Here is a 23,572-nt window from a genome sequence, read left to right on the forward strand (position 1 = left end):
AGTTCATATATGGTCTCCTCCAGTATTGCAAGGTGTCATTCAACGATAGCAGGGACAGGTTTGCTGTCATATATACGGTCTTTTAGTGAAGATTATTACTTCTGACCTTGATGTAATCCGCGCATATTGTCCTGATCAGGTTATCGGTATTTACTACCACTGAACTCTATAGGTTTTCAATATGCAGGTTTGACCTGTTATGTCATCGTTTTAGCCACTTACGCAATTCTTTGAAGAGTATTTATACGGGTGAGTAACTCTCACCTGAAGCGCTAATAGCCCAAGCCATTCTCGCCATCTTGTTGGCATAAGCTACACATGCTCGATTATGCCCTCGAGTTTGAACCAGTCGGTTTATCCATTGACTTAATTTATCATTCTTCGTTTTTGCTCTTGAGACAACCGCTTTTGCTCCTTGGATCAACAGGCACCTTAAGTAGCTATTTCCTCGCTTACTTATCCCAAGTAAAGTATCTTTCCCGCCACTACTGTGTTGACGCGGAACGATACCTAAAGACGCTGAAACATCGCGGCCTCTTTTATAGTTACTGCCATTTCCAACTTCATTGAAATAGGCGCTTGATACCATAGGACCAAATCCAGGTATTGTTTGGATCCGTTGGCAAATATCATTATTTTTTGCTGTTTCAACTATTAATGTACTGTAAGTTTCAATGCAGCTGTCTAAGTTACTCAATTGTGTTTCTAACTGCTTTAGTACCGCTTTAAATGCGCCTGATAATCCGGTATTTTCATCTTCTAAAATTAGGGGGATACTTTTGCGTATTGTGTTTATACCCTGATTTAAAATAATTCCGTATTCAGCAGTTAAGCCTCGGATTTGATTGCATAGTGCCGTTCTTTGTCTGACCGCTAATTCTCTCGCTTTGTGCTGTGCTTGGTTATCTTGTTGCTCAACTGATTTTATACAGACACTCTTAATATGATGTTGTTTTGAAGCAACGCTAATTGCTAAAGCATCGTTATAATCATTTTTATTGCCAACTAAGAAGGCTTTTACATGCTGAGGTGGAATAAGCTTTATCTGATGACCACATTTTCTGATTTCTCGAGCCCAAAAATGAGAAGTTGCACAGGCCTCTAAAGCAACTAAACACGTAGTGTGTTGTTGGAAAAAAGATAACACTTGCGCACGCTTTAACATTTTCTTTTTAACTAAGCGCCCTTGTTCATTGCAGCACACCACATGGAAAAATCTTTTTGCTATATCTAAACCAATTGTTGTAATCTTCATTTTGGTCTTCTCCCTTTGATTATTGTAACCACTTTAATCATGGCACATAGATGCCGTATAGGGAGGAGACCATTACATCAGGTTTAATATCCCCAGTTTTTACTGGGTATGTTTATTACAAGCGTATTTTAGACACAAAAAAACCTGCACTCAGCAGGTTTTTTATTGCTTTTTAAAAGCGGTATTAGCTGTTAGCGTCGCTAAATTCTTTACACGCTGCTTTATCATTACACTCACCGTATAAATATAAAGAGTGGTTTGTAAGTGTAATACCATTTTCTTCAGAAATTTCAAGTTGACGACGTTCAATCATCTCATCTTCAAACTCTACCACTTTGCCACATTTCAAACACACTAAATGATCGTGGTGTGTGCTTCCAGAAAGTTCAAATACTGATTTGCCACCTTCAAAGTGATGACGGCTTACAATACCCGCATCATCAAATTGGTTAAGTACGCGGTATACAGTTGCAAGACCAATTTCTTCGCCTAAATCCAAAAGAATTTTGTAAACATCTTCAGCGCTGATGTGTTGGTTATCTGGAGATTGTAAAATCTCTAATATTTTAATACGCGGTAAAGTTACTTTTAAACCGGCTTTTTTAAGTTCCAAGTTATGATCAGTCATTAAATCTGTCTCAATTTTATTTGGTTATACTAGACATCTTGCAAAGATGTACACGACACATTAGCAACAAACAGGATAACGTGCCTAAGCGTTAAGTGCAAAGAACAATTGATTTATATTGCCACTAAAGCTTAAAACGCTAACTGTTTGATAATTATTTAAACAGTTAGCGATATATGTTGTAAATTAGTCAGCTAGCTCACTCAAACACATTTCTTCATATACTTGGGCAGACCATGCTTTAACACGTTGTTCTGTAAGCTCTGGTTGGCGGTCTTCGTCGATACCTAAACCTACAAAGTGCTTATCATCAGCCATGCCTTTAGATGCTTCAAAATCATAGCTTTCGCTCGGCCAATGACCAACCACAATAGCGCCACGCTCAGTAACGATATCGTTGATCATGCCCATAGCATCTAAAAAGTACTCAGCGTAATCTTCTTGGTCTCCACAACCAAAAATAGCGACAAGTTTACCTTCAAAGTCTACTTCTTCGAGCTCTGGAAAAAAATCATCCCAGTCACATTGTGCTTCGCCGTAGTACCAAGTAGGGATACCGAATAAGATCAAATCAAATTCAGCAATCTCTTCTTTAGAGCTTTTTGCAATATCATGAACAGCCACTAGCTTTTTACCCAATTCTTTTTGGATCATTTTTGCTACGTGTTCTGTGTTACCTGTGTCACTTCCGAAAAAAATGCCTACACTTGCCATGGATTTAAAACCTTTTATGTATCAATAGCCAATCTTTCTTGTAAAATTGTTTCAATCAGCGCACTGCGGCTAATATTTTGTGCATCTGCCATATCACTCAATGCTTGATATAACTGCGATGAAACTTTAAATTCAACACGCTTTAAACCACGTGCTTTATCTCTTTTTATTTGATTACGTTTATTTACCTTTAACTGCATATCCCGTGAAAGGGGATTGGTTTTAGGTCTGCCTGGGCGTTTTTCGTATTCAAATAAATCGAGTGTAGTTCTATCTGTTTCTGACTTCGCCATGCTTAACCTACACCTGCGCCTTGCCAAAATACTTGAATCAGCCCTTTAGCAATAAAGCCCGAACAACCTAAAAAGAGCACGCCCCAGACAATGTATTGTCCGAACTTAGGCACATTGCCACTTTTTAGTACGTCTTTAATTGCCATGCCGATGAATATGAAAATACCGGCTAAGCCAAAATACAACCCTAGGGTATCAAATTCGTTAATTAATTGACTGACCATCAACGTATAACCTTTAAATTAAACGGCGCGTACTATAGCATATAATTATTCATATATTTAGTGCGCAAAATCAAAAACACGCGATTAAAATTGCTTTAAACCGCAGTTAAAAAGTCGTTTATCGCTTTATTTACAGCAAGTGGCTTTTGAGCATGAAGCCAATGGCCTGCGCCATGAATTATTTTAGCCTTGGTATTTTTAAAGCGAGCTTTAATTGCAGTACGATGCTCGGGCAAAATATAGTCAGAATCATTACCTTTAATGAAAAGAGTATCGCATAAACAAGAATTATTTTCATTAACATTGGATGTGATAGTAGAATATTTTTCGTCAAGCACATTTAAGTTAAACCGCCATGCAAAATGACCTTCCTCATTTTTAGCGAGACTTTTAAGTAGAAACTGTCGCACTCCCAGTTCTTCTATATAAGGTTGCATAATTACATCAGCTTGCTTTCTATCATCTATTGACTGCGCTGAAACCGCTTTTAATGCTTGTAATATTTTTGTGTGGCGAGCGGGGTAACTAACAGGTGCTATATCAAGTACAACAAGCTTATTTACAAGTTCAGGATGTGTAAGTGCTAATTCCATTGCCACTTTACCACCCATAGAATGCCCAACTAAATGTGCTTTATCTATGTTCAAATCTGCCAATAACTCAACAATATCTTGAGCCATTGCCGGGTAGTTCATTTCGCTGCTATGCGGTGAAAGTCCGTGGTTGCGTAAATCAACGTTAATAACATTAAAGTGTTCACTTAATGGTTTTGCGATTACATTTAGGTTTTCTAATGATCCAAAAAGCCCATGTATCAAAATAACATTAGGACCTTGCCCTTGTTGCCTGTAATTTAACTGCATACCCGCCTCCTGAAAATTTCGCCATAGTTTGCCGAGCATTGCTCTAAAAAGCAAAAAATACAGCGACTATTTATTAAATTGGGCTTTTGGGCTTTAAATCAACAACAATTAGGTAAATATTAATATGTTTACGGGAGTGCTTGTTGTAACTCGCATTTCTGATTGGTTTGGGTATAATCACACGGGAGAAAAAAATGTGACCCGTAATGACAGGAAGAACATGAAACAAATCGACATAGACGACGAGTTATATCAATATATTGCAAGCAATACTCAAAGTATTGGTGAAAGTGCATCCACTATTTTACGTCGTTTATTAAATCTGAGCGGCGAAAAAATTCAAACCGCAAACGTAGAACTAACTCAAAACAATCAAACTGCGACTACGTCTACCGCCACATTAAAAAGCTCAGAGCCATCTGCTGCTGAGACTTCAAAAAAACAAACGCCTTTAGCTCACGCACCAGTGAAGCAAAAAAGCGATAATGTTTTTAATGTATTAAATAAAGAAGAGCTGGCAATGCAAAAGGGCGTTGTTGGACGCTTTTTGTTTATTTTAAGTGCATTTTACCGCACACATAAAACTGATTTTTCGGCTGTATTAGATATAAAAGGCCGTGACCGTGTTTACTTTGCTACTAGTAAAGAAGCTTTAGTAAACAGCGGGAGTAGTATGAACCCTAAGAACATAACCGATAGTGAATATTGGGTTATGACGAATTCTAATACTACACGTAAAAAAATGATGCTTCATGAAGTTGCTCTTTGCCTTGGATATAGTGCTGAGCAAGCTGAAAAAATTCGCGATTACCTGTAAGGAAATATAATGGCTATTCATTCAGGCGCAGGCAAAACTGCTCCACAATCGGCATTGGTTAACGTACCTAAATTAGTATCTGCGTACTACTTAAACGAACCTGATCTTGAACAAAATCCAGATCATTGTGTTGCCTTTGGCACTTCAGGACATCGAGGTTGTTCTTACGATGTTAAATTTAACGAGTCTCATATTTTAGCCATTACTCAAGCTATTTGTGATTACAGAAAACAAAATGACATATTTGGTCCGTTATTTTTAGGCAAAGACACACACGCATTGAGTGAAGCCGCATTTAACTCGGCTATTGAAGTATTAGTTGCTAACGAAGTACAAGTGATAACGCAAGAAGACGGTGATTTTACACCAACGCCAGTTATCAGCCACGCTATAGTGAGCCACAATAAACTACACCCAAATGAATTAGCTGACGGGATTGTTGTTACGCCTTCGCATAACCCTCCTGAAGATGGTGGCTTTAAATACAATCCACCTAATGGCGGACCAGCTGATACCGACGTAACTAAGTGGATTGAAGACAGAGCTAATCAACTTTTATTAGAAGATTTAGTTGAAGTTGAGTTATTCCCATTCGCTAAAGCATCGCGTTCGGGCTTTATCCGCTACGAAGATTTAATGACTCCTTATATTGATGACTTAGCAAATATCGTTAATTTAAAAGCAATCAGCGATGCAGGTATTAAAATTGGTATCGATCCACTAGGTGGTTCAGGTATTAATTTTTGGCCAGTCATTGCAAAAAAATATAATTTAGATTTAACCGTAGTTAATGATGTTGTTGATCCACGTTTTGCTTTTATGCCACTTGATAAAGACGGCAAAATTCGTATGGATTGTTCATCACCTTATTCAATGGCAAATCTTATTGCACTAAAAGATGATTTTGATGTGTCTATTGGTAATGACCCTGACTACGATCGTCACGGTATTGTAACGCCAGATGGCTTAATGAATCCAAACCACTTTTTAGCAGTGGCAATCGATTACTTACTTAAACACCGTGATTGGAATGAAACCGTAGAAATTGGCAAAACATTGGTTTCTAGCTCTATGATCGACAAAGTCGCTGCTCGGAACAACCGTAAGGTTAAAGAAGTACCAGTAGGCTTTAAATGGTTTGTTGAAGGCTTAAGCAAAGGCAAGCTTGCCTTTGGTGGCGAAGAAAGCGCAGGTGCTGCATTCCTACGTTTTGATGGCTCTGTATGGTGTACAGATAAAGATGGCTTCATTATGGGTCTATTAGCCGCAGAGATTTTGGCTGTGACAGGTAAAACGCCATCAGTGCTTTATAAAGAATTAGAACAAGAGTTTGGTTCTCCAATTTATAAACGCCTAGATGCACCAGCCACAAGCGGTCAAAAAGCACGTTTAAAAGCATTGAGTGCTTCTGATGTTAAAGCAGATACACTTGCTGGCGAGCCTATTTTGCAAAAATTGACTCATGCACCAGGTAATGATGCCGCCATTGGTGGTTTAAAAGTGGTAACTGAGAACGGCTGGTTTGCAGCGCGTCCATCAGGTACCGAAGATATTTATAAAATATACCTTGAATCATTTAAAGGTGAAGAGCATTTAGCATTACTTGAAAAAGAAGCTAAAAAGCTTGTAGATTCAGTTATAAGCTAACTTAATCTAATAATTTTAAAACGGCTGATTTATTCAGCCGTTTTCGTTTCTATACCTTGTGTATATAAAAATATATTCATAAGAGTCTACTCTCACATTATTTTTTAAGGGCTTATTATATGTCAGCCAATCCATCTTACTTAAATGAATTAAAACACACTGGCGATTTTTTAACGCTTAGTTGCAATAACGAATGGCATTTAGATGCAGGTGAGTTTGTTTTAGATAATGGAACTCGTGTAAATATACACGATACCGGTGTAATCGAGTTTCAACCTGCTGTTACAACGTCAAAAGATGTAGTTTATTCAAGCGCCGTACACGGTAACGAAACTGCGCCAATTGAAATTTGTGATGCACTTATTAAACAAATTATAAAAGGCGAGTTGATACTTAAGCAGCGCGCTTTGTTTATTTATGGTAATCCACAATCAATTAATATTGGCCTGCGTTTTGTAGAAGAAAACTTAAATAGATTATTTAATGGTCACCATACAGTTGAAGGTGTACCAATGAATAATGAGCGTACCCGTGCTGCAAAGCTTGAGCAATACGTAAGCGATTTTTATACGCGTGGCGAGCAAGGCAGTAGCCGGTGTCACTACGACTTACACACTGCAATTAGAGGCTCTAAAAACGAAAAATTTGCTGTGTATCCATTTTTACATGGTAAGCCTTGGAAAAAGTCTCAGTTACAATTTTTATTGAGTTGTGGTGTAAATACCGTACTTATGATGAAATCTCCTGCAACAACATTTAGCTATTATTCATCATTTGTACATGGAGCTGATTCATTTACCGTAGAGCTAGGTCAAGTTAAACCATTTGGTCAAAACGATATGGCTCGCTTTGAAAAAACAAAGCAAACCTTAACTGCATTAATTAGTCAAAATGAAGTTGAATATCCTGAATTTAATGCAAACGATTTTGAGTTATTTGCTGTCCATCGCACAATTAATAGAACACAGGACGATTTTAGTTTTCCTTTTTCTGATAATGCTGAGAACTTTACTGGCTTTGCGAAAGGTGAACTACTTGCAACCGACGGTGATAAAGCGATTTACGCTGACGTTGAAGGAGAGGCTATTATTTTCCCAAATGCGAGCGTAGCATTAGGGCAAAGAGCACTCCTTACAGTTATTCCAATGGATATTGATAGCAATTTCGTCTAATTAAACTCATCAGACCACTGATGTCTTCAAGTTAACTATATGATTACTATTAATTAAAGTAACCGTATCGTTAACTTGCCACTTATTTAACCTGTATTTGCTTTTGTTTCGTCCCAGATCTGTTGAATAACACTTTACGTTAACGTAAAGTGTTGGCAGCTTTAATTAAAGATAGTGCAGATGTTGCAAAGTTTAACCAGCAACAATCACCCACAATAATAATTTAAAGGGGCACTGTTTTACCGACAACAAAAGAAGGTAGGTTATGAGTAATCCAAATAACGTATCGCTGAATATTAACCACGAGCTTGAATTTATTGATGGCCAAGCACTTAATATTCCAACCCTTAGTATTTTAACTGAGGACGGCGACATTCATCCTAGTGCAACCGCACCTGATATTTCAAAACATACCGCTATTAAGTTATATGAAACAATGCGTTTTATACGTTTGTTAGATGAACGTATGCAAGGCGCGCAGCGCCAAGGTCGTGTTAGTTTTTATATGCAATGCCTAGGCGAAGAAGCCGCAGTTACAGCCTCTGCTGCTGCACTTGATCAAGATGATATGATCATGGCTCAATATCGTGAACAAGCTGCACTACATTATCGTGGTTTTACGCTTGATCAATTTATGAACCAAATGTTCTCAAATGAATTGGATTTAGGTAAAGGTCGCCAAATGCCAATCCATTATGGCTCTAAAGCGCTAAACTACATGACGATTTCATCGCCACTGGGTACGCAAATACCACAGGCCACAGGTTATGCATATGGTCAAAAAATAAAGCATATCGACGCTAAAACAGGTGAGCTTGCAAGCACAATTGATAACGTGACTATTTGTTACTTTGGTGAAGGTGCTGCATCAGAAGGTGACTTTCATGCGGGCTTAAATATGGCGGCTGTTCACAAAGCGCCGGTTATATTTTTTGCACGTAATAACGGCTATGCCATATCTACCCCTGCTGATGAACAGTTTAAAGGCGATGGTATTGCGTCGCGTGGTGTAGGTTATGGTATTAAAACAATTCGTGTTGATGGCACAGATGCACTTGCTGTGTATGCAGCGACCAAAAAAGCACGCGAAATAGCCTCAACACAAGGTGAGCCTGTACTTATTGAATCGATTGCTTATCGATTAGGCGCGCATTCTACATCAGACGATCCCAGTGGTTATCGCTCTAAAGATGAAGAGGCAAATAATCAAATCTGTCCTATTGATAAATTTAGAAAATGGTTGGTCAAGCAAGATTGGTTAAACGAAGAGGACGACATAAAAGCAAAAGAGTCGATTCGTGAAGAAATTTTAGCAGCGCTTAAGCGTGCTGAAGTTGTTGCAAAGCCCGCTTTAGAAGAATTGGTATCTGACGTTTACGATACACCAATTCCATTATTGCAACGTCAGTACGAGCAATTAAAAGAACATATAAAACAGCATCCAGATGCTTACCCAGTAACTGCAGGGAGAATTAAGTAATGGCTAAAATGAACATGCTCCACGCAATTAACTCTGCCCTCGATATTACGATGAACGAACACCCTCAAGCCTGTATTTTTGGCGAAGATGTTGGTTACTTCGGTGGTGTATTTAGAGCAACATCAGGCTTGCAAGAAAAGTACGGTAAGCATCGCGTTTTTAATACGCCTTTAACCGAACAAGGTATTTTAGGCTTTGCTAATGGTTTAGCGGCATTTGGTGCGCCTGCATTAGCAGAAATTCAATTTGCTGATTATATTTTCCCAGCGTTTGATCAAATAGTAAATGAAGCCGCTAAATTTCGTTATCGCAGTGGTAATGAATTTAATGTAGGTAACTTAACTATTCGTACGCCTTATGGCGGTGGTATTGCTGGTGGCTTATATCACTCGCAATCACCCGAAGCTTATTTTGCACATACACCGGGCTTAAAAGTGGTTGTACCGCGTAACCCTTATCAAGCTAAGGGTTTATTACGTGCCTCTATTAAAGATGATAACCCTGTCATATTTTTTGAGCCTAAGCGTTTATATCGTGCATCAACAGGCGAAGTGCCAGAAGAAGATTATAGTATTGAATTAGGCACGGCTGAAGTAGTACAAGAGGGTACCGATATTACGCTTTTAGCGTGGGGTGCTCAAATGGAGATTATTGAAGAGGCAGCACAGCAAGCAAGCGAGCAAGGTATAAGCTGTGATGTAATAGATCTTCGTAGTATTTTACCATGGGATGTTGAAACGATTGCTAAATCGGTTATTAAAACCGGCCGTTTAATCGTGAGCCATGAAGCGCCTATAACTAATGGCTTTGGTGCCGAGATAGCAGCAACAATACAACAAGAGTGTTTCTTGCATTTAGAGTCGCCAATTTTACGTGTATGTGGTCTAGATACACCATACCCGTTGGCACTTGAAAAAGAATACGTACCGGACGCACTAAAAGTGTTGGCTGCAATTAAACAATCAATGGATTTTTAGGGGTTACCATGGCGAAAGATTTTATATTACCCGATATTGGAGAAGGCATTGTTGAATGCGAAGTTGTTGAGTGGCTAGTTCAAGAAGGCGATACCGTATCTGAGGATCAGCCAATTTGTGATGTGATGACAGACAAAGCATTAGTACAAATTCCGGCAGTGCATGATGGTATTATTACAAAGCTATATTATCAAAAAGGTGAAATTGCTAAAGTACATGCGCCTTTATTTGCTATGGATGTAACTGGTGATAGTACTAGTAATGAAGTAGTCGAAGAGCCAGTTCAAGCTGAAAATCAAACTAATAACAATGCATCTGATGTAGTTGAGGACTTTATACTACCAGATATTGGTGAAGGTATTGTTGAGTGTGAGATTGTTGATTGGTTAGTCGCAGAAGGCGACGAAATAGAAGAAGACCAAGCGGTTTGTGATGTAATGACCGACAAAGCATTAGTACAAATTCCGGCAAAATATACAGGCACAGTAAAAAAACTATATTACCAAAAAGGTGAAATAGCAAAAGTACATAGCCCGTTGTTTCAAATGACAATTGCAGGCAGTGCAGTAAAGCCAAATGTTGATATAAACCAAGCGGTCGTAAAGGCTCAAACTAATGCCGTCGCTGAAAAAGTTGCCTCTGTTAAAACGCAGCAAGCTGCAAAGGTTATCAATCAAAAAGCGGTTGCGTCGCCTGCAGTTCGTCGTAAAGCACGTGAACTTGATGTTGATTTAACGTGCGTACCAGGTAGTGGAAAAAATGGACGTATTTACAAGCAAGATATTGAAGAGTTTGTAAAAGGCGAAGTGCCAAATACTATTGATACTTCACCGCTTAATAGCGATGCTTCTCAAAGTGCTGTACAAAACCAAACACAGAATCAAAGCGGTGGCGTACGAGTAGAGCAAATTAAAGGTATTAAAGCGGCCATGGCCAAGCAAATGGTAGCTTCGGTTTCAACTATTCCGCACTTTACGTTTAGTGATGAAATCGACTTAACCCAGCTTATAGCTTTGCGCAGCTCCTTAAAAGAGCAGTACAAAGCACAAGGTGTAAAGCTCACCATGATGCCATTTTTTGTAAAAGCACTCTCGCTGGCAATGAAAGAGTACCCTGTACTTAATTCAAAAGTGAATGATGATTGCTCAGAGCTTACCTATTATAACGATCATAATATTGGTATAGCGGTTGATTCAAAAATTGGCTTGTTAGTGCCTAATATTAAATCATGCCAGAGTAAGAGTATTGTTGATGTGGCTAATGATTTAACCCGCTTAACTCACTCAGCGCGAGAAGGGCGTGTTGCCCCTGATGATTTAAAAGGTGGGACAATTAGCATCTCTAATATTGGTGCAATTGGCGGCACTATAGCAACCCCCATCATTAATAAACCAGAAGTGGCTATTGTTGCATTGGGTAAACTGCAGCACTTACCGCGTTTTGATGAAAGTGGCCAAGTTGTGAGTAAAGCTATTATGCAAGTGAGTTGGTCTGGCGATCATCGCGTTATTGATGGCGGCACTATTGCACGCTTTAATAACCTATGGAAATCGTACTTAGAAAATCCTTCGGCAATGATGATGGCAATGAGTTAATAATATAATTGTTTAAACCTGATAAAAAACCAGCAATTTGCTGGTTTTTTGTTTTAAAATAAATTGCTTTATATTAATATTAATTTGTTGAACAAGTTTAATCAACACTCAATGGATTGTGGTTTGATATAGGGATGTTTGAAATAATATTGACTTTTATTTTGTCAATTTATAAACCCCCTCATACTATCTTAATTATAACTCTGCAATTTTGTTTTAATGTAGGTACGAATATCAAATCCACTTATAAAAAATAATAAGGATTACAATGAAAGATCTTTTCTTTTTCGATTCAATGATAACCCCTAAAATAATCACTTTTATCTACTGGCTAATTTTATTTGCTTCATTAGTTTCAGGGATTACTGCTATGTTTACTAGTTATGGTGGTGGCTTTATTACTGGTATTGGCATTATTGTTTTCGGAGCAATTGGTGCAAGAGTTTGGTGTGAGTTTGTGATTGTGTTATTCAAAATAAATAGTAATTTACAAAAAATAGCTGATAAAGAAAATTAATTAAAACCAAGCTCAGCAATAGCTGAGCTTTTTTGTTTATGGCAATTTTAACTTAAAAAGTAAAGGCCATAGCCAACGGCCAAAGCAGGAATAGATGTATACACAGTCGCAATTACAGCCGCTTTGGGTGCCATTGCAATTGCAGGAAATAACGCATCACCATCGTTAGATATTGCATTAGCAGTTAATGTGCTAAATGGGATGATCCCCTGAATATATAACGTAGTAACAATTATTTGCGGACCACAACCGGGTAAAAAACCAATCACCACAGCAATAAGTGGCGCTAAATAAGCATAATGTGCAAACCAGTTTTTTAAATCAAGCCCTGCAATATTTACTAAAATCTCAAACAACATAAACGATGCCACTACCCATGCGGTCACAAAGTGTGTGTCTTGAAGTACTTTAATAATTTTAGAAGGTGGATTACATTCATCGTCTTCTGAGGTTACTTCTTTATAGCTTTCACCTTTAGAAGAATACGCCCATATAGTTACAATAAATAACGCCATTGCAGCACCAAAAATACTAATACTTGTGCCTGTGTATTTTCCAAATTGATCAAAGTCGACATTAAATGCAATTAAAAAAGCAATAATGAGGCTTGGAATAATAGCGAACATCCAAACGGGTTTGCTTATTTTAATTATACGAGTTGGCAATACTTTAACTTGGTGTTTTTGTTCTTGCTTTGTTGGGCGTAAAAAGTCTTTTGCATGAAGGGCGTTTACTATAACACCACAAAGCGTGCCTACTACTAAGCCAATGGCCATTATGGTTAAACCTTCAGTAGGGCGAGTGGCAAGGAGTAAAAATGCGGCATCTCCCATTGTAGCTGTTAAAACAGCAACAATAGCCCCAAAGCTCGCTTGGCCTTTTGTAAATTGAGTTACCACAATAATTGCCCCACCACAGCCAGGTAATGCCCCTAAAACCGCTGCAAAGCTAATTTCTAAAATAGGGGACTTGGCACTTAAATAACTAAGCTCTAATTGAGGTAAGTGTTCTATTGCGTAGTAATAAATTAAAAGGGTTGCGGCAACAAATACACTCACCTGAAAAAAGGCATCACTGAGTGCGGTCATTGTTATTTCGCGTAACTGCGGTATTGCAAGGCAAGTTAAAATAAATAAAGGCAGCAATAAACGTTTATTTTGGCTAACAAAGCGTTTAGAAGCGGGCGTAATAAATCCTATTTGAGAGAGTAAAATCATACAGTGTTACCAATTAAATAAACTTAGTAACACTGTATATTTTAATTAAATGATAATCAATATCATTTACATCTATTTAAATCGATTACTCTCTTTGAGTTTTTCGATGTTAAACCAATGCTACTTACGTTGAAATTCTGAGTTTGCATTCCACGTTGGCCATTGCTCTTGCTCCGAAATATCAAAACCTACTTTATAAAACAATTGTAAGTCTTGAACAGCACCCGATAAATCCCATTCGTCACGGTAACGATCACACGGTTGATGATAACAACCGCGAAGTACTAAACTCATGCGTTTACGGTAATTAGCTGTCTCTTCGTCAGCTGCGACTGTGCCGCCACCTGCGTACATGGCTGGAATCCCCATATTAGCAAATGCAAAGTGATCAGAGCGGTAATAGCCACCAGATGACGGTTTAGGATCGCCTGATATTGTTCTGCCTTGCTCTTTAGCTGCAGTTGCTAAAAACTCATCCATTTGTGACTTACCAATACCGACCACATTCATGTCTTTTACTTTGCCTAATAAATTTAAGCTATCCATGTTTATGTTAGCGACTGTTTTATTAGCTGCAATCACTGGGTTAGCTGCATAGTATTTAGAACCTAGTAAGCCTTGCTCTTCAGCAGTTACCGCTAAAAATGTCATTGAGCGGCTAGGATGCTTAGGTAATTTAGTAAAGGCTTCAGCTACTTCAATAAGCCCAGCTGTACCCGTTGCGTTGTCGTGAGCACCGTTGTAAATTTGATCGCCTTTACGTGTTTTATCTGTACCTAAGTGATCCCAATGCGCCGAGTAAATAACATGCTCATCTGGTTGCTCGCTTCCTGGTAACGTAGCGATAAAGTTATACGACACTGATTTTTTAATCGTATTTTTAACATTAACAGAAGCAGTTAAATCGCCCATATCAACATGGTAAGCACCTTTAGCTGCGTTTTCTTTCGCAGTATCGAAATCTAATCCTGCTTTAGTGAAAAGCTCTTTTGCTACGTCAGTTGTAACCCAGCCTTCAACAGCTACACGATCCATATTGTTGTTTTCTTTTTGAAAACCAAACTGCTCACCGCTCCAAGAGTTTTCAACTACTGACCATGGATATGACGCAGGTGCTGTTTCATGAATAATAATTGCGCCAGCTGCACCTTGTCGACTTGCTTCTTCATATTTGTATGTCCAACGACCGTAATAAGTCATTGCGTCGCCAGTAAATAAAGCAGGGTCTTTTGTTGCAAAGCCCGGATCGTTAACCAGCATTACAACCGTTTTGCCCTTAACGTCTAACCCTTCGTAGTCATTCCAATTGTATTCAGGTGCATTAACGCCGTAGCCCACAAAAACAAGTTCAGAATTTTCTATGCCTTCTTGTGCGCTAATGCGGCTGCTACCCATAACCATATCTTTTTTATATTGATAGTCTTTACCACCAATACTAAGCACCATGTTCGAATCAGCTTCTAAAGAAACCAATGGCACTTCTTGTAAGTAACTGTCGCCATTACCTGGTTTTAAACCTAAAGCTTTAAACTGCGCAGTTAAATAATCAAGCGTTAGCTTTTCGCCAGGTGATGAAGGAGCACGGCCACCAAACTCATCCGATGCGAGTACTTTTACATGTTTAGCCAGTTCATCAGCTTGAATACTGTTATAACCATTTGTTACATCAGTCGGGGTAATACTTGTTGTTGCGCAACCTGCTAAAACAGCAGTAGCGAGGAGTGTGAGAGAGAAATAATGTTTCATGTCAGCTCTTTTTTTGTTTTAAGTTGTGATTAGTATATTAACTTCTATTAAGCAGAACCAGTTTTTGCGGTAAACTTCTCGTAAATTATAGGCATAAATTGTTAAAGGTTTAAATGAAGCGTTTTACTCCCCCCGAGCAGTGGCAAATCAGTAGTTTAGAAACAGGTGCATTTGCGCATTTACGTGAGCTATTTAAAGTTAACGAACTAACAGATTGGCCGGCGCCGCAGTGGTTTTCTCCATTTTTAACTGCTATTAATGAGAATAATATTCCTATTACTTTTGAAGATGATGCAAAGGTAGACTTTGGCGAGCGGTATTACGAGCAAGTAATTTTTGAAACGGGTGTTGTACCTACACGAAGTAAAAATTGGCATGACTTATTTGGTGGGTTTATATGGTGTTTATTTCCAAAAACCAAAGCGTTAATAAACCATAGACATGTGCAAGATATAGCTGAGCATGGGCTGCAACAGCGTACTAAGCATCGTAATGCACTAACGCTTTTTGATGAGTGTGGTGTTGTATTAGCTATAAGTGAGAGTAAATGGCAGCGGTGGCTTTGCGAACACCAATGGAAAACTGCATTCGTTGAACACAAACATGAGTGGGGTAAAACAATAAAACCTTTTATGTTTGGTCATGCTAATTATGAAATGCTAACAAAGCCTTATATAGGTTTGACGGGTAAAGCGTTATTTGTTTGTGTACCTAATGAAATATTTTGTAAAGATTTAGTAACTCAATACCAGTACCTTGACCAAGCCCTTTATGAGATGATTAATACAGATAACTGCTTAGCCGATAACAAAAAGCTTTCACCACTGCCTTTATTAGGTGTGCCAGGCTGGCATGACGAAAACAAAGACGACTCTTTTTACAACAATACAGATTATTTTAGAGCGAAACGAAGGATGCGAACATGATAGAAGTTGCTGGGCTTAAAAAGAAATTTAAGCTAACTAAAGATCACAAAAAAAATAAAATAGACGACATCGATCCTCGTGAAGATAAAGACTACTTTCACTCAGTACGAGACGTTAGTTTTAGTTGCGCTAAAGGTGAGGTACTTGGATTGCTCGGCCCAAATGGTGCGGGTAAAACGACGACACTGAGAATGATTTCAACCGCGTTAAAGCCCGATGAAGGCTCAATAACGATTGCCGGAAACGATATTGTAAAAAAACCGCTACTGGGCCGTAAGTCTATTGGATTTTTATCAGGCTCTACGGGGTTGTATGGCCGCTTAACTGTAAAAGAAAACATAGAGTATTTTGCAAAGCTTCATGGCATGAACAAAAGCGATATAGCATCGCGTTGTGATGAGCTATTTACATTACTAGATATGCACAAATTTGTAGATAAACGGGCAGAAAACCTTTCAACAGGTATGAAGCAAAAAGCAAATATAGCGCGTGCAGTTGTTCATCGCCCAGCAGTTGTGGTACTTGATGAGCCAACAACGGGCCTTGATATAATGACAACACAAACCGTTATTAAATTTATCAAAGGTTTAAAAGCGCAAGGGACGCCTGTTATTTTCTCAACCCATCATCTAGATGAAGTTGCACTTTTATGTGACCGTGTCGCTGTAATTAACGAAGGTATTAGCTGTTTTGACGGAACAGTAGAAGAGTTTAAACAAGCAGGTAATAGTGATGAGCTTAACCAAGCGTTTATGAATATATTAACGGAGAAGCATGATGTTTGAGGTATTTAAAAAGGAATTAAGAGAGTTATTACGCGATAAAAAAACGCTATTATTTGTAGTCGCGCTCCCTGTTGCTATATTTCCGTTATTGTTTGCCGTAATGGCATTTATAAGCTCGCAAGCTGCAATGGACGCTGAGCAAAAAGTAAACACTTACGCGATTATCAACGGTGAATACGCACAAGAGTTTACAGATAAAGTGTTTTATCACAAAAGTTTTGAGCTTTATAAAGGGGATAAAACCTTTAACAATATTGATGAGCTTAAAGCAGGTGTAATCGCTGGCGATATTGATATGGGTATTTATTTACCAAGTCATGCTGTGCAAACATTGGACGATGGAAAACAAAGCCAGTGGCAGGTTGTTTTTAACGATTCAAAATCTATCAACTTTTTATTCGAACGCGTTAAAGAGCTCGCAAAAGAATATAGTGACGTGCTGCAAACTCAAAAGCTAATCAGTTTTGGTATTGAAGAGTCTGTTCAAAAATCTATTCTTAATCCAATTGAAGTCATAAAAGTAGATACAGCCGNNNNGAAAAAATTGGCGGGTTTTTACCTTATTTACTTATTCCATTAGTATTGATGGGGGCAACTTATCCCGCTATTGATTTAGGCGCTGGTGAAAAAGAACGCGGCACGCTAGAAACACTCCTACTTACACCTATTACGCGTACAGAGTTGGTGCTTGGTAAATTTATAACCTTGTTAACTACATCCATTGCCTCCACAACAATAACCGTCTTAAGTATGGGCTGCTGGATAGCACTGGCGCTCGCATTTGCCGATCTTGATTTTATTAAAGCCGCATTTAGTACATTAGCAGTTACCGATTTACTAATGATATTTGTACTATTACTACCTGTTGCAGCTATATTTTCGGCCTTAGCTCTGGCTATATCTATCTATGCTCGCACGTTTAAAGAAGCGCAAAATTATATGGCACCACTTAGTATGGGCGTATTTTTCCCGATTATTATTTCAATCATGCCAAATATGGAACTCACTGCTAAAACAGCATTCATTCCTGTTACAAATGTAGCATTAGCAATTAAAGAAATAGTAAAAGGGACTGTTGATTACACATTTGTAGGTTTAATATTTTTAGCCACTGCAATCATTGCTGCTGGACTATTGGCATTTTGTGTTAAGTGGTTTAACAGAGAAGATGTGCTATTTAGATAATTATAAAGATTTAGCACTCTGAAGATATATAAAAGGTAGCATTGGCTACCTTTTATATTTTAAAGGAATGATTGGTTGAAACAACTATTTTATAATCTGTGTAAGTCGATATGGGTACTCTCATTCATTTATAATTCATATAGAGAGAGTTTTCTAAATAAAACTAATGATTTAGTCTTTTTATTATAAAAATTATAACGATAACTGATTAGTTTGAGGGTCCAATTCTCACTTTAATACTCTATACTAATAACAATAAAAATTTATGGTGATGGTAAATGTTAAAAAGGAATATTTTTTTGAATGTGACAAAAAATAATAAACTTATGCTCGTTGCAACAATAATATTTGTTCTTATAGCTTTACCATCTCTGTATTTGTTCGATCAAAAAGTAAGAAATGATGTTTACCATTCAGCTCAAATAGAATTAAAGCGTGAACTTGAAACAAAGAGCTATTCATTAAAAAAACATCTTAAAGACAGTGTTACCGCCATTCGCTTTTTAGATGCTACACCACCAATACAAGGCATTACCCGCGCTAAAGAAAATAAACTAATTGATCCCGTCCTTGGTACGCCAATAGATGTTTGGCAAGAGCGCTTAGCAAGCATTTTTACTGGTTTTATGCAGACCGATGACAGTATTTTGCAAGCTCGCTATATTATGCTCGAAGATGGTGGGCAAGAGATTGTTAGAGTTGACCGAAATCAACTTGGAGAGATTAATCGACTGCAAGGTCTGCAATTACAAAAAAAAGGTCAACGCGATTACATAATCAAAGCAAGCATGCTTGATAAGAAAAGTGTCTATATTTCTCCAATTAACTACAACCGTGAAAATGGACAGATACAAGAACCTTATATAAGCACTTTTCGTGTTGCTAAGCCTGTTTTTGATGAAAATAATAAAATATTTGCAATATTAGTTACTAATTACTTTGCGGATAAATTACTTGAAGATTTAACAGTTGAATCTCCACAAGGGACGCAGATTTACCTTATGAATAATGAAGGTGAATTTTTATATCATCCAAACCCTCAACTTCGATTCCGTTTTGAATTTAATAAAACTAAAACATGGTCTGAAGAATTCTCTACTGCAACCACCATGACAGAGCAAGGCACTTTACCAATAAGTAATTATCCAGTGGCTTACACTTTAAAAAAACGAATTTCGTTTGAGGGTGATATAGCCATGCTACCTTTAGAGCTTGGTGTAAGTGTTGATACAAAAACATTGTTTGCAAAGGTGAATGAGAGACGTCAAAACTTTATTGCAATGTTAGTGGTATTTTTTAGCATATTTTTAGTTATTGCTTTTTTATACCAACGCTTTATAAACCGTAAGCTGTTAATTAATTCTCTAAAAGAGCAAAACAATAAAGTAATAGAAAATTCTTTGGATGCTATTTTTACAATTGAGCAAAACGGCGAAATTGTTCACTTTAATAATACCGCTAAAGAGGTTTTTGGTAGTTCAATATCAGGCACTAATCCTGATTTTGTCTCGCTGTTTAATTTAAACGACGCAGACACTAATTGTATACAAGAGACTATTACAAACGGTTCAAAAATGCCGTTTGAAGCTATCTACACAGATGGTTATGGCAACAAACAATACTTTTCAATTACGCTTAGCAGTATTTTTGACGTATATAATAACCGTTATCAGGTAGCGGCTATTTTAAGAAATATTAGCTCATTAAAAAATACGCAATCAGAGCTCGAAGCGTTAAACAGTACTCTGGAGCTAAAGGTTTCACAAAGGACCATTGAACTAGAACGTGCAATTGACCAAGCATTAGCAGCAAGCCAAGCAAAAAGTGACTTTGTAGCAAATATCTCTCACGAAATACGCACACCAATGAATGGCGTACTAGGGATGCTTGAAATGCTCAAAGAAGATGGCTTAACCGATCAACAATACCATTATTTAAAACTAGCAAATAGCAGTGCTAATTCATTGATGAATCTGATTAACGATATTCTTGATTTTTCTAAAATAGAAGCAGGTAAGCTTGATATTGATAACCATACATTTGATGTTGTTACTGTATGTAGCGATATGATTAGCTCTTTAGCTTTACAGGGCCAACGCAAAGGTCTTGAAGTATTTTTAGATACTAAAGATGTAGTAGACAGAATGGTTATTGGCGACAGCCATCGACTTAAACAAATTTTAATTAACTTAGTTAATAATGCATTTAAATTTACCCACCGAGGTGAAGTAAGTTTAACTGTCGGTTCTAAGTACATAACTGACTCAAAATTATTAATGAGCTTTACAATAAAAGATACCGGAATTGGTATAGCGCCTGAAAACATAGACAAACTATTTGAAGTATTTACACAAGAAGATTCAAGCACGACACGCCACTTTGGTGGTACAGGCTTAGGTTTATCTATATGTAAAAAACTTGCTCAGTTAATGGGTGGTAATATTACGGTTATAAGTAAAAAGGGCGCGGGTAGTACCTTTACCGCAACGGTTGAGCTACACGTTGCACAAGAGAAAAAATTAAACACAGGTATAGAGCTTGCTACAAGTATCAACGTAGCTGCATTAATAGCGCGCGATAACGTTTATAAAAACGTATGCGACTTATTGTTATTAACCTGCAAAGTAAAAGCAGAAAACATTGTACGACTTGACTACTTTAGTGAGCACAAAGAGTTTGAAGCTGATTTATTATTAATTGATGATGAGCATCCTCAAATTGATGCGTTAATTGATTACTGTAAACAGTTTAATAAAAAGTATGTTTTAATTTTACGAGATATGGTTACAGATAAGCCAATCAAAACGGTATTACCTGAAGGCAGCCATATTTTAAATAAACCACTCACTCAAGATCAATTCAGCTATAAATTGGCCAGCTTATTTGGTGCTAGTAGTGACTGTATTATAGCGCCACCAAAAGGCTTGGAAGAGGAACAAGTAGAGCCTGACCTATCTGCGTATCATGTATTATTAGTTGACGATAATATGATAAACATTGAAGTAGCTAAGGCAATATTAAAACGTACTAAAGTAAAAATCACTTGTGCGTCAGACGGTATAGAAGCCTTAGAAGCACTGAGAGAAAACGAAGAGCAAGCTTTTGATGTTATATTAATGGATTGCCAAATGCCCAATTTAAATGGCTACGATACCACAAGTGAAATTAGAAATAGTAAGGCAGGGGTAGATTATACTCACATACCGATTATCGCTATGACAGCGAGTGCGATGGAAGGTGATAGAGAGCGCTGTTTAGCTGCTGGAATGAACGACTACATTACTAAACCAATTAAACCACAAACTTTAAAAGACAAGCTAATTACTTGGTTAAGTTAATCGTTTTGAAAATCAGCTGCTAAGCAGCTGATTTTTTTGGTTTGGTATTTGTTGACGTATTTAAAGGCGTGTTAAGAATAGCTATGTCTGCGCTATCGAGTATAAACTGAGTATCTGACCAATGTAGTAATTCTATCTTTCCGTCTTGCTGCTCTACAAGCGCAGTACAGCTCTCAATCCAATCACCATCGTTACAGTACATAATGCCGTCATCCACTTTAATTTTGGGATGGTGAATGTGTCCACAAATAATACCGTCTACGTTTTGTTTTTTAGCTTCATGAACTGCGGCATCTTCAAAGACACTAATCGCTTCTCGAGCTTTGTGTACCCGAGCTTTTACCCACGATGCAAGCGAGTAGTAGTTACCACCAAATATTTTACGTATACGATTGGTCCAGCGATTTAAAAATAATAAAAAGTCGTATCCTGCATCCCCCGCAATACTAACAAGTTTGTTATAACGAGTCGCTGAATCAAAGTCGTCGCCGTGTATAAGTAAAAACCGTTTATTAGCTTTAGTGGTGTGAATAAACTGCTGGTGGATTTCAACACCAAATAATGTTTGATTTATATAGTTTCTAAACGCTTCATCATGATTACCGGGAATATAAATGACACGTGTACCGCTAGCTGCTTTTGTCTGTATGCAGTTTAATACTTCATAATGAGAAGGGTGCCAATAAAACTGTCGCTTCATTGACCATAAGTCAATAATATCACCCACTAAATAAAGTGTGTCGGATTCTACCGAGTTTAAAAAATCAAGTAAGTAATCAGCTTTACAATCTTTGTAACCTAAATGAACATCAGATATCCAAATGGCTGGATAATGTTGTTTTTTACGCAGTTGATTGTTTGTCATGCCCGTCATCTATAGTGTAATAATTAAACACTGTAGATAAATCTAATGACACTTATGAGACACTTTAGCGAAGCCTCCATGACAATTTATACCAAGGCACGTAATTAAATGATTTCTACAAAGCTAGGAAAGGTGAGTCATTGAGCAACTATTATTACGCATTGCTATTAATCGAGCATAAAAAAGGCCGCATTTTAAATGCGGCCTTTTAGTCTATTTTGAGCGTGCGTGTTATTAACCTTTAACAGCCGCTTTAATTGCATCAATTGCTGTATCGATATCAATCATTAGCTTTTCACCTGTACGGCGGTTTTTAAGCTCAACTTTATTCTCGTCAAGGTTACGCTCACCAATTACTAGCGTAAATGGCACACCAATTAGCTCCATGTCATTAAACATAACGCCAGGGCGCTCTTTACGATCATCAAATAACACATCAAGACCTGCATCTTTTAAACCTTGGTAAAGGTTATTTGCAATATCAGGAATACGATGCGATTTGTGCATGTTCATTGGAACAATTGCTAAATCGAATGGCGCGATTGATTTTGGCCAAATGATCCCGTATTGATCGTTGTTCTGCTCAATAGCAGCGGCAACAATACGTGAAACACCAATACCGTAACAACCCATAGTCATGGTTTGGTTTTTACCACCTTCGTTTAACACGCCGGCTTTCATGGCTTCTGAGTATTTAGTGCCAAGTTGGAAAATATGCCCAACTTCAATACCGCGTTTAATTTGCAAAGTACCTTCACCACATGGGCTCATATCGCCTTCAACAATATTACGAATATCAGCAACGTCGTAATCAGTTACGTCACGATCCCAGTTAATACCGCTGTAATGCTCGTCGTCTTTATTTGCACCGGCAACAAAATCAGCAAGTATGTTAGCTGTTCTATCAACAATAATAGGCATTGATAAGCCAACAGGGCCTAATGAGCCAGGCTTTGCGCCAATAGCAGCAACAATATCCGCCTCTGTTGCCATTTCAAGCGGAGAGTCTACTAATGGGTGTTTTTCAGCTTTTAGTTCATTTAATTCGTGATCGCCACGAAGTACAAGTGCCACTAAACCACGTACTTCATTTTCATCAGGCGTACCATAAACAATTAACGTTTTAACACCGCGATGTGGCTTAACACCGTAGTGTTTTTTAAGCTCGTTAATCGTTTTAGCATCAGGAGTTGGAAACGCTTTAAGCTCTTTTGATGCTTCAGGGCGAGGCTCGCTTGGTGCCAGTGCTTCTGCTTTTTCAATATTAGCGGCGTAATCACTGCCATCACTAAATGCAATGGCATCTTCGCCCGACTCAGCAAGTACAT

General features: G+C 37.9%; 20 protein-coding genes and 1 pseudogene. 11 read left to right on the forward strand and 10 right to left on the reverse strand.

The window, feature by feature from the left end:
• Positions 1-241 precede the first annotated feature (241 nt).
• From L655_RS0115885 to L655_RS0115910, 6 genes are all read right to left on the reverse strand, one after another.
• A complete protein-coding gene (locus tag L655_RS0115885; RefSeq protein ID WP_024605561.1) occupies positions 242-1,255 on the reverse strand; it encodes an IS110 family transposase in 1,014 nt (337 codons plus the stop codon).
• 184 nt (positions 1,256-1,439) lie between these two features.
• The gene (gene fur, locus L655_RS0115890; RefSeq protein ID WP_007586857.1) at positions 1,440-1,883 is read right to left on the reverse strand and encodes a ferric iron uptake transcriptional regulator; all 444 of its coding nucleotides are present in this window, start codon (positions 1,881-1,883) and stop codon (positions 1,440-1,442) included.
• A gap of 186 nt (positions 1,884-2,069) precedes the next feature.
• Complete coding sequence (gene fldA, locus L655_RS0115895; RefSeq protein WP_007586856.1) at positions 2,070-2,597, reverse strand: flavodoxin FldA; 528 nt, start codon at positions 2,595-2,597, stop codon at positions 2,070-2,072.
• Positions 2,598-2,611: 14 nt separating this feature from the next.
• Positions 2,612-2,890 (reverse strand): LexA regulated protein, encoded by a 279-nt coding sequence (gene ybfE, locus L655_RS0115900; RefSeq protein ID WP_002962928.1) that lies wholly within the window; start codon positions 2,888-2,890, stop codon positions 2,612-2,614.
• A 2-nt stretch (positions 2,891-2,892) separates the two neighbouring features.
• Complete coding sequence (locus L655_RS0115905; protein WP_002962930.1) at positions 2,893-3,114, reverse strand: DUF2788 domain-containing protein; 222 nt, start codon at positions 3,112-3,114, stop codon at positions 2,893-2,895.
• 95 nt (positions 3,115-3,209) lie between these two features.
• Positions 3,210-3,977, reverse strand: coding sequence for an alpha/beta fold hydrolase (locus L655_RS0115910; protein ID WP_024605562.1), 768 nt, complete (start codon positions 3,975-3,977; stop codon positions 3,210-3,212).
• A gap of 220 nt (positions 3,978-4,197) precedes the next feature.
• Here L655_RS0115910 and seqA point away from each other — a divergent pair, with 220 nt between their 5' ends.
• The 7 genes from seqA to L655_RS0115945 all read left to right on the forward strand — a co-directional run bounded on the left by seqA (position 4,198) and on the right by L655_RS0115945 (position 12,182).
• Positions 4,198-4,794, forward strand: a complete 597-nt coding sequence (seqA, locus tag L655_RS0115915) for a replication initiation negative regulator SeqA (protein ID WP_024605563.1) — start codon at positions 4,198-4,200, stop codon at positions 4,792-4,794.
• Between the two features lie 9 nt (positions 4,795-4,803).
• Positions 4,804-6,441 carry a phosphoglucomutase (alpha-D-glucose-1,6-bisphosphate-dependent) gene (gene pgm / locus L655_RS0115920; RefSeq protein WP_024605564.1) on the forward strand — a complete coding sequence of 546 codons (1,638 nt, stop codon included), beginning with the start codon at positions 4,804-4,806 and terminating at the stop codon, positions 6,439-6,441.
• 119 nt (positions 6,442-6,560) lie between these two features.
• Positions 6,561-7,613: a succinylglutamate desuccinylase gene (gene astE, locus L655_RS0115925; RefSeq protein WP_024605565.1), complete on the forward strand. Its 1,053-nt coding sequence runs from the start codon at positions 6,561-6,563 to the stop codon at positions 7,611-7,613.
• 265 nt (positions 7,614-7,878) lie between these two features.
• Complete coding sequence (locus tag L655_RS0115930; protein ID WP_002962935.1) at positions 7,879-9,093, forward strand: thiamine pyrophosphate-dependent dehydrogenase E1 component subunit alpha; 1,215 nt, start codon at positions 7,879-7,881, stop codon at positions 9,091-9,093.
• Positions 9,093-10,070 carry an alpha-ketoacid dehydrogenase subunit beta gene (locus tag L655_RS0115935; protein ID WP_024605566.1) on the forward strand — a complete coding sequence of 326 codons (978 nt, stop codon included), beginning with the start codon at positions 9,093-9,095 and terminating at the stop codon, positions 10,068-10,070. Before L655_RS0115930 ends, L655_RS0115935 begins: the two co-directional genes overlap by 1 nt.
• Positions 10,071-10,078: 8 nt before the next feature.
• Positions 10,079-11,665 carry a dihydrolipoyllysine-residue acetyltransferase gene (locus L655_RS0115940; RefSeq protein ID WP_024605567.1) on the forward strand — a complete coding sequence of 529 codons (1,587 nt, stop codon included), beginning with the start codon at positions 10,079-10,081 and terminating at the stop codon, positions 11,663-11,665.
• A 268-nt stretch (positions 11,666-11,933) separates the two neighbouring features.
• On the forward strand, positions 11,934-12,182 hold the full coding sequence (locus L655_RS0115945) for a DUF4282 domain-containing protein (protein WP_024596863.1): 249 nt from the start codon (positions 11,934-11,936) through the stop codon (positions 12,180-12,182).
• A 47-nt stretch (positions 12,183-12,229) separates the two neighbouring features.
• Here the strand turns inward: L655_RS0115945 and L655_RS0115950 are convergent, their stop codons facing one another.
• Positions 12,230-13,399 (reverse strand): putative manganese transporter, encoded by a 1,170-nt coding sequence (locus L655_RS0115950; protein ID WP_024605568.1) that lies wholly within the window; start codon positions 13,397-13,399, stop codon positions 12,230-12,232.
• Between the two features lie 120 nt (positions 13,400-13,519).
• Entirely contained in the window at positions 13,520-15,145 is a 1,626-nt protein-coding gene (locus L655_RS0115955) for a M28 family metallopeptidase (protein ID WP_024605569.1), read from the reverse strand.
• Between the two features lie 113 nt (positions 15,146-15,258).
• On the opposite strand from L655_RS0115955, the gene L655_RS0115960 reads away from it, so the two are divergent.
• The 4 genes and pseudogenes from L655_RS0115960 (at position 15,259) to L655_RS0115975 (ending at position 21,379) form a co-directional block, all read left to right on the forward strand.
• Positions 15,259-16,071 (forward strand): DUF3025 domain-containing protein, encoded by an 813-nt coding sequence (locus L655_RS0115960; protein WP_024605570.1) that lies wholly within the window; start codon positions 15,259-15,261, stop codon positions 16,069-16,071.
• On the forward strand, positions 16,068-16,856 hold the full coding sequence (locus tag L655_RS0115965; protein ID WP_024596859.1) for an ATP-binding cassette domain-containing protein: 789 nt from the start codon (positions 16,068-16,070) through the stop codon (positions 16,854-16,856). The genes L655_RS0115960 and L655_RS0115965 overlap by 4 nt, the downstream gene beginning before the upstream one ends.
• Positions 16,849-18,041, forward strand: a pseudogene (locus L655_RS01000000125735) (ABC transporter permease). Before L655_RS0115965 ends, L655_RS01000000125735 begins: the two are co-directional and overlap by 8 nt.
• A 278-nt stretch (positions 18,042-18,319) precedes the next feature.
• Positions 18,320-21,379: an ATP-binding protein gene (locus L655_RS0115975; RefSeq protein WP_024605571.1), complete on the forward strand. Its 3,060-nt coding sequence runs from the start codon at positions 18,320-18,322 to the stop codon at positions 21,377-21,379.
• A gap of 19 nt (positions 21,380-21,398) precedes the next feature.
• Here L655_RS0115975 and L655_RS0115980 read toward each other — a convergent pair whose 3' ends face one another.
• Both L655_RS0115980 and proS read right to left on the reverse strand, forming a co-directional pair.
• Entirely contained in the window at positions 21,399-22,244 is an 846-nt protein-coding gene (locus L655_RS0115980) for a UDP-2,3-diacylglucosamine diphosphatase (RefSeq protein WP_024605572.1), read from the reverse strand.
• A 234-nt stretch (positions 22,245-22,478) separates the two neighbouring features.
• On the reverse strand, positions 22,479-23,572 hold a 1,094-nt coding region (gene proS, locus L655_RS0115985), incomplete at its 5' end, for a proline--tRNA ligase (RefSeq protein WP_024605573.1).

Source organism: Pseudoalteromonas sp. TAE79 (genome assembly GCF_000498015.1).
Lineage (GTDB): Bacteria > Pseudomonadota > Gammaproteobacteria > Enterobacterales > Alteromonadaceae > Pseudoalteromonas.

Coding starts and splice junctions, on each gene's coding strand:
- L655_RS0115885 (WP_024605561.1), bottom strand. CDS start 1,255: ATGAAGATTACAACAATTGGTTTAGATATAGCAAAAAGATTTTTCCAT.
- fur (WP_007586857.1), bottom strand. CDS start 1,883: ATGACTGATCATAACTTGGAACTTAAAAAAGCCGGTTTAAAAGTAACT.
- fldA (WP_007586856.1), bottom strand. CDS start 2,597: ATGGCAAGTGTAGGCATTTTTTTCGGAAGTGACACAGGTAACACAGAA.
- ybfE (WP_002962928.1), bottom strand. CDS start 2,890: ATGGCGAAGTCAGAAACAGATAGAACTACACTCGATTTATTTGAATAC.
- L655_RS0115905 (WP_002962930.1), bottom strand. CDS start 3,114: ATGGTCAGTCAATTAATTAACGAATTTGATACCCTAGGGTTGTATTTT.
- L655_RS0115910 (WP_024605562.1), bottom strand. CDS start 3,977: ATGCAGTTAAATTACAGGCAACAAGGGCAAGGTCCTAATGTTATTTTG.
- seqA (WP_024605563.1), top strand. CDS start 4,198: ATGAAACAAATCGACATAGACGACGAGTTATATCAATATATTGCAAGC.
- pgm (WP_024605564.1), top strand. CDS start 4,804: ATGGCTATTCATTCAGGCGCAGGCAAAACTGCTCCACAATCGGCATTG.
- astE (WP_024605565.1), top strand. CDS start 6,561: ATGTCAGCCAATCCATCTTACTTAAATGAATTAAAACACACTGGCGAT.
- L655_RS0115930 (WP_002962935.1), top strand. CDS start 7,879: ATGAGTAATCCAAATAACGTATCGCTGAATATTAACCACGAGCTTGAA.
- L655_RS0115935 (WP_024605566.1), top strand. CDS start 9,093: ATGGCTAAAATGAACATGCTCCACGCAATTAACTCTGCCCTCGATATT.
- L655_RS0115940 (WP_024605567.1), top strand. CDS start 10,079: ATGGCGAAAGATTTTATATTACCCGATATTGGAGAAGGCATTGTTGAA.
- L655_RS0115945 (WP_024596863.1), top strand. CDS start 11,934: ATGAAAGATCTTTTCTTTTTCGATTCAATGATAACCCCTAAAATAATC.
- L655_RS0115950 (WP_024605568.1), bottom strand. CDS start 13,399: ATGATTTTACTCTCTCAAATAGGATTTATTACGCCCGCTTCTAAACGC.
- L655_RS0115955 (WP_024605569.1), bottom strand. CDS start 15,145: ATGAAACATTATTTCTCTCTCACACTCCTCGCTACTGCTGTTTTAGCA.
- L655_RS0115960 (WP_024605570.1), top strand. CDS start 15,259: ATGAAGCGTTTTACTCCCCCCGAGCAGTGGCAAATCAGTAGTTTAGAA.
- L655_RS0115965 (WP_024596859.1), top strand. CDS start 16,068: ATGATAGAAGTTGCTGGGCTTAAAAAGAAATTTAAGCTAACTAAAGAT.
- L655_RS0115975 (WP_024605571.1), top strand. CDS start 18,320: ATGTTAAAAAGGAATATTTTTTTGAATGTGACAAAAAATAATAAACTT.
- L655_RS0115980 (WP_024605572.1), bottom strand. CDS start 22,244: ATGACAAACAATCAACTGCGTAAAAAACAACATTATCCAGCCATTTGG.